The sequence below is a fragment of the Sulfuriflexus sp. genome (assembly GCF_032250955.1).
GTDB lineage: Bacteria > Pseudomonadota > Gammaproteobacteria > AKS1 > AKS1 > Sulfuriflexus.
Genome location: NZ_JAVVES010000090.1, coordinates 1 through 8,137, shown reverse-complemented (window position 1 = coordinate 8,137; position 8,137 = coordinate 1). Strand labels below are relative to the sequence as shown.

At 53.7% G+C, this 8,137-nt stretch carries 9 protein-coding genes; 6 read left to right on the top strand and 3 right to left on the bottom strand.

Annotated elements, in window-relative coordinates; all coding sequences use genetic code 11:
• Positions 1 to 73: 73 nt before the first annotated feature.
• From RQ738_RS12550 to RQ738_RS12540, 3 genes are all read right to left on the bottom strand, one after another.
• Entirely contained in the window at positions 74 to 1,603 is a 1,530-nt protein-coding gene (locus tag RQ738_RS12550) for an FMN-binding glutamate synthase family protein (protein WP_314165601.1), read from the bottom strand.
• Between the two features lie 84 nt (positions 1,604 to 1,687).
• Positions 1,688 to 2,152 (bottom strand): hypothetical protein, encoded by a 465-nt coding sequence (locus tag RQ738_RS12545; protein ID WP_314165600.1) that lies wholly within the window; start codon positions 2,150 to 2,152, stop codon positions 1,688 to 1,690.
• Positions 2,149 to 2,784 (bottom strand): TetR/AcrR family transcriptional regulator, encoded by a 636-nt coding sequence (locus RQ738_RS12540; protein WP_314165598.1) that lies wholly within the window; start codon positions 2,782 to 2,784, stop codon positions 2,149 to 2,151. Before RQ738_RS12540 ends, RQ738_RS12545 begins: the two co-directional genes overlap by 4 nt.
• A gap of 130 nt (positions 2,785 to 2,914) precedes the next feature.
• On the opposite strand from RQ738_RS12540, the gene RQ738_RS12535 reads away from it, so the two are divergent.
• The 6 genes from RQ738_RS12535 to RQ738_RS12510 all read left to right on the top strand — a co-directional run bounded on the left by RQ738_RS12535 (position 2,915) and on the right by RQ738_RS12510 (position 7,937).
• Positions 2,915 to 3,478 carry a carboxymuconolactone decarboxylase family protein gene (locus RQ738_RS12535; protein ID WP_314165597.1) on the top strand — a complete coding sequence of 188 codons (564 nt, stop codon included), beginning with the start codon at positions 2,915 to 2,917 and terminating at the stop codon, positions 3,476 to 3,478.
• A 203-nt stretch (positions 3,479 to 3,681) separates the two neighbouring features.
• The gene (locus RQ738_RS12530) at positions 3,682 to 4,212 is read left to right on the top strand and encodes a DsrE family protein (protein WP_314165595.1); all 531 of its coding nucleotides are present in this window, start codon (positions 3,682 to 3,684) and stop codon (positions 4,210 to 4,212) included.
• Between the two features lie 176 nt (positions 4,213 to 4,388).
• On the top strand, positions 4,389 to 5,129 hold the full coding sequence (locus RQ738_RS12525; protein ID WP_314165594.1) for a PP2C family protein-serine/threonine phosphatase: 741 nt from the start codon (positions 4,389 to 4,391) through the stop codon (positions 5,127 to 5,129).
• Between the two features lie 64 nt (positions 5,130 to 5,193).
• Positions 5,194 to 6,885 carry an acetolactate synthase large subunit gene (locus tag RQ738_RS12520; protein WP_314165593.1) on the top strand — a complete coding sequence of 564 codons (1,692 nt, stop codon included), beginning with the start codon at positions 5,194 to 5,196 and terminating at the stop codon, positions 6,883 to 6,885.
• 10 nt (positions 6,886 to 6,895) lie between these two features.
• On the top strand, positions 6,896 to 7,666 hold the full coding sequence (locus RQ738_RS12515; protein WP_314165592.1) for an aldehyde dehydrogenase family protein: 771 nt from the start codon (positions 6,896 to 6,898) through the stop codon (positions 7,664 to 7,666).
• Entirely contained in the window at positions 7,647 to 7,937 is a 291-nt protein-coding gene (locus RQ738_RS12510) for a DsrE family protein (protein ID WP_314165590.1), read from the top strand. Before RQ738_RS12515 ends, RQ738_RS12510 begins: the two co-directional genes overlap by 20 nt.
• Positions 7,938 to 8,137 lie beyond the last annotated feature (200 nt).

Sequence of the window (8,137 nt, the reverse complement as noted above, 5' to 3'; positions counted from 1 at the left end):
AATATCTGCGCGTATAATTCTTTGTCTCTCATGGCTTCTACGGTAACCTACCCACTTGATTTGGTGAAGAGCCCTAAAAATAATGTGGTTCTGTCTCGGGTTGATGGTATTCCGGCAGCACATCCGACCGTGGATAAAGTACGCGCATCAGGGTGGATTTGCCATCGGGTTGCACGATGCGGCAATGCGCGCGCGTCAGCGCGCGTTGATGTGGCACGCCGCAGGAGTGCGCAATCAGCGCGGTGCCGTAATGAATTTTGTCCACAAAGTTTTTGATTTTAACGGCCTTCTCCGCAGGGTTCAGTCCTTTTTGCAAACGCCTGTCATGCGTGGTGATGCCAGTGGGACAGGTGTTGCGGTTGCACTTAAGCGCCTGAATACAACCCAGTGAAAACATGAAACCTCGCGCGGAGTTGACGAAGTCCGCACCGGCGCACAAGGCCCAGGCCACGCCCGATGGCGTAATCAGTTTACCGGAGGCGATTACCCGAATGCGATCGCGCAGGCCATATTGCGTCAGCACGTCCACCACCATCGGCAGGGATTCCTTGATCGGCAAACCGACATCGTCCATTAACGGCATGGGCGCGGCGCCCGTGCCGCCATCACAGCTATCAATGGTCATAAAATCCGGCGCACTCTCAATACCACGTTGGTGAATCTCACTGCAAAACAACTTAATCCAGTCTTCATCGCCAACCACCATCTTGAAGCCCGTAGGTTTACCAGTAACCTCACGAACATGCTGCACAAAGTCGAGCAGTTCACCGGTATCACTGATCTCAATGTGCCGGTTGGGCGAGATCGAATCCATGCCGGGTGCAATACCCCGGATCAAGGCAATCTCCGGCGTCACCTTTGTCCCCGGGAGAATCCCGCCCTTGCCGGGTTTGGCACCCTGGCTGATTTTGATTTCAAACATCCTGACCTGAGGATTGGAGGCAATTTCCCGCAGCCGATCATCATCAAGCTGGCCTTCGGCGTTACGCACACCATACTTTGCCGTACCGATCTGAAACACCAGGTCGCAACCCCCTTCCAGGTGATACGGCGCCAGCCCACCCTCGCCGGTGTTGAGCCAGCAACCGGCCAGTTTTGCCCCACGCGATAATGCACGGATGGCGGGTTTGGATAAGGCGCCGTAGCTCATGGCAGATACATTGATGAGCGATTTGGCTTCATAGGGATGTGGGCATTGTGGTCCAATAATAATGGGAGGCGGTTGCGTCGCGTGTTCGTCGAGCGTCGGAAATGTCGTGTTCACAAACAGCGGCGTGCCGGGCGGCGTCAGGTTCTTGGTCGAACCAAAGGCCATCGTGTTATCCTTGCCACTGGCGGTTTTATAGACCCACTCGCGCTCGGCGCGGTTAAACGGCATTTCCTCGCGATCCATCGCAAAGAAGTACTGCCGGAAAAATTCACCCAGCGTGCTGAAGACATAACGGAATCGGCCAATGACCGGATAGTTGCGGCGGATAGCGTCGCGGCTTTGGGAAACGTCACGAATGAAGACAACGACAATCAGCAAGACAAACAAGCCGACGAAAAAAATGAACAGGGAAGATAGAAAATCGATTCCCTGTGTCGTGATATCAGTAATCATTTCCACGGATCAACCTTATTGCACATATCGTGTGCTCAATGAATGGAAATGATTAGTCGAACCCGCATTGAAAAGCTTACATCGTTAGATAATGAAATCCCCTTGCCATTGCCCGCGCCGGTAGTCGATGTCGAGTTGCCTCGCCTGCATCGCTTTGGCAGCCGGCGTTTCCAGTACGCGCTGCGCAGGATAGTGACGGGCAAACTCATTCGGATCACAACTGCTCGCTTGCACTGCGCGCATGATGACGGCCAGGTTGTCGTTAATCGTAAAAATGTCAGTCTTATCTGTTTCATGTAGCGAATGAAACAGGACGCGCTTTTTGATCATGCAGGAGAAATACAACTGCATTTCCACCAACAGCGGTGTTTCCTGTAACTCAAGCGCATGCTGGGCACGCCGGGTCCAGCGTATTAAGAGCGGTTTACCTTGATAGTTGCAGGTATGGGCATGCCGGTAAGGATGCAACAATTTGTTCAGCCAGTGCTCAGGGGAAAAGAGATCGCCTGAAGAAAAGTTACTGTTATTTTTGATAAATCCGTGACTCATGATTTATTTTGCGCCTCGCTGTGTTTGCTCTTGAGCGTCTGCGTTATCGGTACATCCAATGCCGCAAACAACCCGTCGGCGATTTTGCGCAGCGATTCGGTACCGGGCTGGGTCTTGTGATAGACACGTAATCCGTAAATGCCCACCACCAGCAATTGCGCCAGTACGGCGGGATTTTTATCAGCCGACAGATCACCGCATTGCTGTGCTTCTTTCAAGATGCGCGCAAATTCTCCCTCCACCTCGGCAAACATTTGACTGACCCGGTGATTTATCTCCGCATCTTCCGCTGGCATTTCCAGCAAAGTATTCACCAGCAGGCAACCCTTTTGCTCTGGATCGCACGCGGTTTCCTCGATCAGTATGGCAAAAAATGTTCGCAAGCGGGAAATGGGCGGGCCTGAGGCATACAGGCAATCCTGAATCCGCTGGCGTATTTCCAAAAAATAGGCATCCAGCGCGGCAATGAAAAGACTGCGTTTGTTGTGAAACGTCCCGTACAGACTGCCGGGCTGCAGGTGTGTGGCGGCGGTCAGATCCTTGACCGACGTGGCGTTGTAACCCTGGCGCCAGAACACGTGCATTGCGCGGCGCAGGGTTTCCTGTTTATCGAATTCAATGGTTCGCGGCATTTTTACGCTCAGATTGTTTACATTTTATGTCGACCGACTGGGTAAGCATAGATATACTTGAATGATCATTCAAGTATTGCCATACTCAGGCTTTATTGAGCAACCATTCAAGAATACTGGAGGTATCCACATGGCACGTTTTACTTTTCATGATGAAATGACCGCACCCAAGGCCGCCCTGCCCGCCATGGCGCAGGCCAAACAGGCCTTTGGTTTTGTACCAAACCTGGTTCGCGGCATGGCCAATTCGCCCGGCCTGGCCGAGGGCTATCTCACTCTCTCCGGGCTGTATGCCAACAGCAGTCTGTCTTTACAGGAACAGCAGATCGTGTTGCTCACAGTAAGCCGCTATAACGGCTGCGATTACTGTGTCGCCGCCCATTCAATGGGTGCCGACATGGCAAAAGTGGCGGAAGACGTTATCCAGGCAGTGCGTGATGATCAACCGATCGCCGATCCGCGCCTGGAAGCACTGCGCGTGTTCGCCGCAAAAATGGTCGACAAGCGCGGCTGGCTGGATGAAGCCGACATCCGCGCCTTTCTGGACGCCGGTTACGAAATGCAGCAGGTGGGTGAGGTCATCCTCGCCGTTGGCATGAAGACCCTGAGCAACTACTTCAATCACATTGCACAAACGCCGCTGGACGAGGCGATGCAGGCGCATGCATGGTCGAAGAATGATTCTGCAGCATGATCGGTCAACAACAATAAATTTCACCACCACGGGACACTGCTGTCCCGTTAACATAAGCCTGACAAGCAGTAAGCTTCGAGAAAATAAGGTAACCAGGTTGATTGATGCGCATGAACACATGAAATTTCATCACCCTCTAATCGGCGTTATCCCTGTGGGAGAGGGAATTAACGGGACAGCAGTGACCACGGGAGTAGAAAGTCATGAATACTTTAAGAGCAGTGAATCTGGTGAGCTGGTTCCTATTTGCCATCTTTACCACGGCTGTCTATGCCGAAGATGCACCCAATCCCTATGGCAAGGCCAAGGCCGACATGCACGCCATGAAGGCGACTAATGTGGTATTCGATGTCAATTACGAAAAACCCGAAAGCCTGAATATCCTGTACAACTTCATACTGAACACCCAAAAGGTCACCAGGGGCAAGGTCGTGGTGGTTACCCATGGCCCCGAGTTGCGCGCCTTTGCCCGGGAGAACTATGAAAAATACCAGCCGATCATCGACAAGCTGGCATCCCTGGCCGAAGCCGGCGTGGAATTCAAAATGTGCAACAATGCCATGCGCGCCGCCGGCTTTCAGGCCGATGACATGCACGGCTTTGTCACCATCGTCCCGGCGGGTTTTCCGGAATTGGCCTACTGGCAATCGAAAGGCTACGAATATATCAATCCAATCCCTCTCTCTGTTAGAGATGTGCGCTATCTGGATCAACCGCAATTGAAAAAACCGTAAGGCGTCACGCGCAGGATATGACGGCCTTCCAACCAAACAGCATAATATTTAAGCAGATGTGCTACACCGATAATCGATGGTTTCAGCAGTGCAACACTAAAGCAGGCGCACATGCCGAAACCGATAATCTCATGCGGTTTGTGTAAGGCTATCGACGGCTACGCGACTAATTGAATATGGATGCTGATACTCATAATGATGAACTATCCCGGGCCGCGCGGGTGCATTACAGTTTTTTGCCCGATCCGATTGATAATGATCGTATCGATCTGGCATTCCTCTATCGTCCGGTACAGACGCTCGGCGGAGATTTCTGCAGCGCCTTCTGGGTAAGCGATAAACGCCTGGTTATCTGTATGTGTGATGTCACCGGACATGGTGTGGCATCCGCGCTGTATGCCGCGCGCATCAATACCTTCGTCCTGGCCCACTCCGGTTCAATATCTCATCCCTGTGAATTACTGCCCCGGCTTAACCAGTTTCTTTGCGATAAATTGCGTGGCACGGGATTATATACAACTTTTTTCAGTGCTTTTGTCGATTTTGACAAGATGCAACTCAGTTATGTTAATGCCGCGCATCCACCGCCTTTATTGTTCTCCAGCCATTCCGGCGAACACCGATGGCTGGAGTCCGATATGTCATTACTTGGATACAGCGAATCGCTGACTGGCAATTGCCAGCATCACAGCCTAATGCTAGAAAATGGCGATAAACTGTTGCTTTACACCGATGGACTCATTGAGCGGCCTTCTTACCTTGGCATGGATAAGGGAAAGGCCTATCTACAGAGTCTCCTTCCGCAATACGGTCATTTGAACAGCAGCGGTTTTTGTGAAGCGGTGCTGATGGCCTCATTGCGTGACCATGGCAATGCGCATGATGACATGCTGGCAATGACCCTGACCATAAAGTGACACAGCGGGTATCTGGATAGCGCGTGGAGACAACAATATCAAATCACCAAACCGGAGATCGCTTATGAAAGCCTCTGATCTGTTTGTTAAAGCCCTGGAGGCCGAGGGAGTGGAATACCTCTTTGGTATTCCAGGGGAAGAGAATCTCGATTTACTCAATTCATTAAAAGATTCAAAAATCCGGCTGATTCTGACCCGCCACGAGCAGGCAGCCGGTTTCATGGCCGCCACTTACGGCCGGTTGACCGGCAAGACCGGTGTCTGCCTGGCGACCCTGGGACCCGGTGCGACCAATCTGGTAACGGCCGCCGCCTACGCCCAACTGGGGGCGATGCCGATGTTGATGATTACCGGCCAGAAACCCATCAAGGCCAGCAAACAGGGCGAATTTCAAATCGTGGATGTGGTGGACATGATGCAGCCGCTGACCAAGTACACCCGTCAGCTCAGCAGTGCACACAATATCCCGGCCCGGGTGCGTGAAGCCTTCCGGCTTGCCGAGGATGAACGGCCCGGCGCTGTGCATCTGGAACTACCCGAGGATATCGCCCGTGAACAAACCGATGCCGCAGTGATCAATCGCAGCCAGTTCGGTAATCCACAGGCCAGTGATGATTCGATAGCGGCGGCAGCAAGGATGATTGAATCGGCACGCCATCCCCTGCTGTTGATCGGTGCCGGCGCAAACCGGCGTCAGACCTGTTCCGCATTGCACGACTTCGTTAGCAAGACCGGTATCCCCTTCTTCAGCACCCAGATGGGAAAAGGGGTTATTGATGAACGCCATTCGCTTTTTCTCGGTACCGCCGCGCTTTCCGGTGAGGATTACCTGCACCGCGCCATCGAGGCGGCGGATCTGATCATCAATGTCGGCCATGACGTGGTGGAAAAACCCCCCTTTATCATGGCCGATGATCAGCAGAGCGAGATACAAAACCCGGACCTGGCCGGTGCGGGTAATGCTAGGTCGGCCCGTGTGATCCATGTCAATTACATTACCGCCGCGATTGATGCGGTCTACCATCCACAGCAGGGCGTGATTGGAGATATTGCCAATAGCATTGAGCGCCTGACCGCCGGGGTCAAACCGTCCGCACACTGGGATTTTTCGCGATTCATCACCGTCAGGCAGCACCTGGACGATCACTTGCAACAAGGCATCGAGGATGACCGTTTTCCTGTCTATCCCCAGCGGCTGGTGCGGGATGTCCGTCAGGCGATGCCGGAGGACGGCATCATCGCGCTGGACAACGGTGTCTATAAGATCTGGTTCGCCCGCAATTACCCGGCCTATCAACCCAATACGATCCTGCTGGATAACGCTTTGGCCACCATGGGCGCCGGGCTGCCCTCGGCCATGGCTGCCAAAATAGTCCATCCTGGCCGCAAGGTAATGGCGATCTGCGGCGATGGCGGCTTCATGATGAACTCACAGGAACTGGAAACCGCCGTGCGCCTGGGGCTAAACCTGGTGGTGCTGATCCTGCGTGACGACGCCTACGGCATGATCAAATGGAAACAGGCCAACATGGGGTTTGATGACTTTGGACTGGATTACAGTAATCCCGACTTTGTGATGTATGCGAACAGTTATGGGGCGCACGGTCATCGCGTGAATTCAGCCGAAGAGTTGCAACCCCTGCTACAGCAGTGCCTGGCAAGCCCCGGCGTCCATCTGGTGGAGCTGCCGGTCGATTACAGCGAGAATGACCGCATCCTCAATCATGAGATCAAGGAACAGAGCCGGAATATCTAGGAACCGAACCATGCCTGCACATTATCCTGCCACGATTGACGCCAGTGGGGAGAAGGCAGTCGAGGCAGCACGTGAAGGTGGCAAACCGCTGATCGATTCCCGTATCAAGGTGACGCGAGCCATCGACAGCATTCGTCTGTGTGTCGAGTGCCTGCGCAACGGTGCCGGCGAAGTCATCCCCATGGAACTCAATGCGGCGTCCGCCGGCAAACAGGCCTTCACGATGCCGGAGCCGATTGGTGTCGTGGTGGCGGTGAGTGCCTTCAACCATCCACTCAACCTTATTGCGTACCAGGTCGGACCGGTGGTGGCCGCCGGTTGTCCGGTGATTTTCAAACCGGCGGAAGATACACCGCTGTCATGTTTCCGGTTAGACTCTATTCTGCGCGAGGCCGGTTTACCGGCCGCCTGGTGCCAGGCACTGGTGACCAACAATAGGGAGACGGCGACGCGGCTGGTTACAAATCCGCGTGTGGGGTTTTTCAGTTTTATCGGCAGCGCCCGGGGCGGCTGGATGTTACGCTCGCGGCTGGTGCCGGGTACCCGTTGTGTGCTGGAACACGGCGGCTCCGCACCGGTGATCGTGGCAGAGGATGCAAACATCGACGCCGTGGTGCCAAAATTGTTGAAAGGTGGCTTCTATCATGCTGGCCAGGTTTGCGTATCGGTGCAACGGGTTTTTGTGCAACGGGTTTTTGTGCATCGTGCCATTGCGCAAGACCTGGCGGCCCGGCTTTCTGAGGGCGCGCGCCAGTTGCGTATTGGCGATCCCACCCTGTAACATCCTCAATGCACTGGGCGGAGCGGACAAGGCTGACGTCGAGATCGTGGTCTATGGTCCGGCTATCGGCACACTGAAAATCGATTCAACGGTCGGCAACCGGGTGGATAGTACTATAGGCAAAAGCATCAAGATTGTGGCCTGCCAGAATACCATGAAGGCCATAAAACTGACTCAGGATGATATGCTGAACAATATCGGTTATGTCCCGGCAGGCGTAATCGAGATCATGCGCAAGCAGCAAGCAGGTTATGCGTATGTTCGCCCCTGACACACCCTGACCATCAATCACCAACATGCGGGGCAAATCGATTTGCCCCGCAGCTTTAAAGCACGAATGACTATGCATGGAGCGAATCGTCTATCAAAAGGTCAACACAATGTATAAACAGTCTCACTGCTGTCCCGTTAATTCCCTCTCCCTTCGGGATAACCAGCGCCTTGGCTGTCGTCGTTTGATAGCTTAGGCGA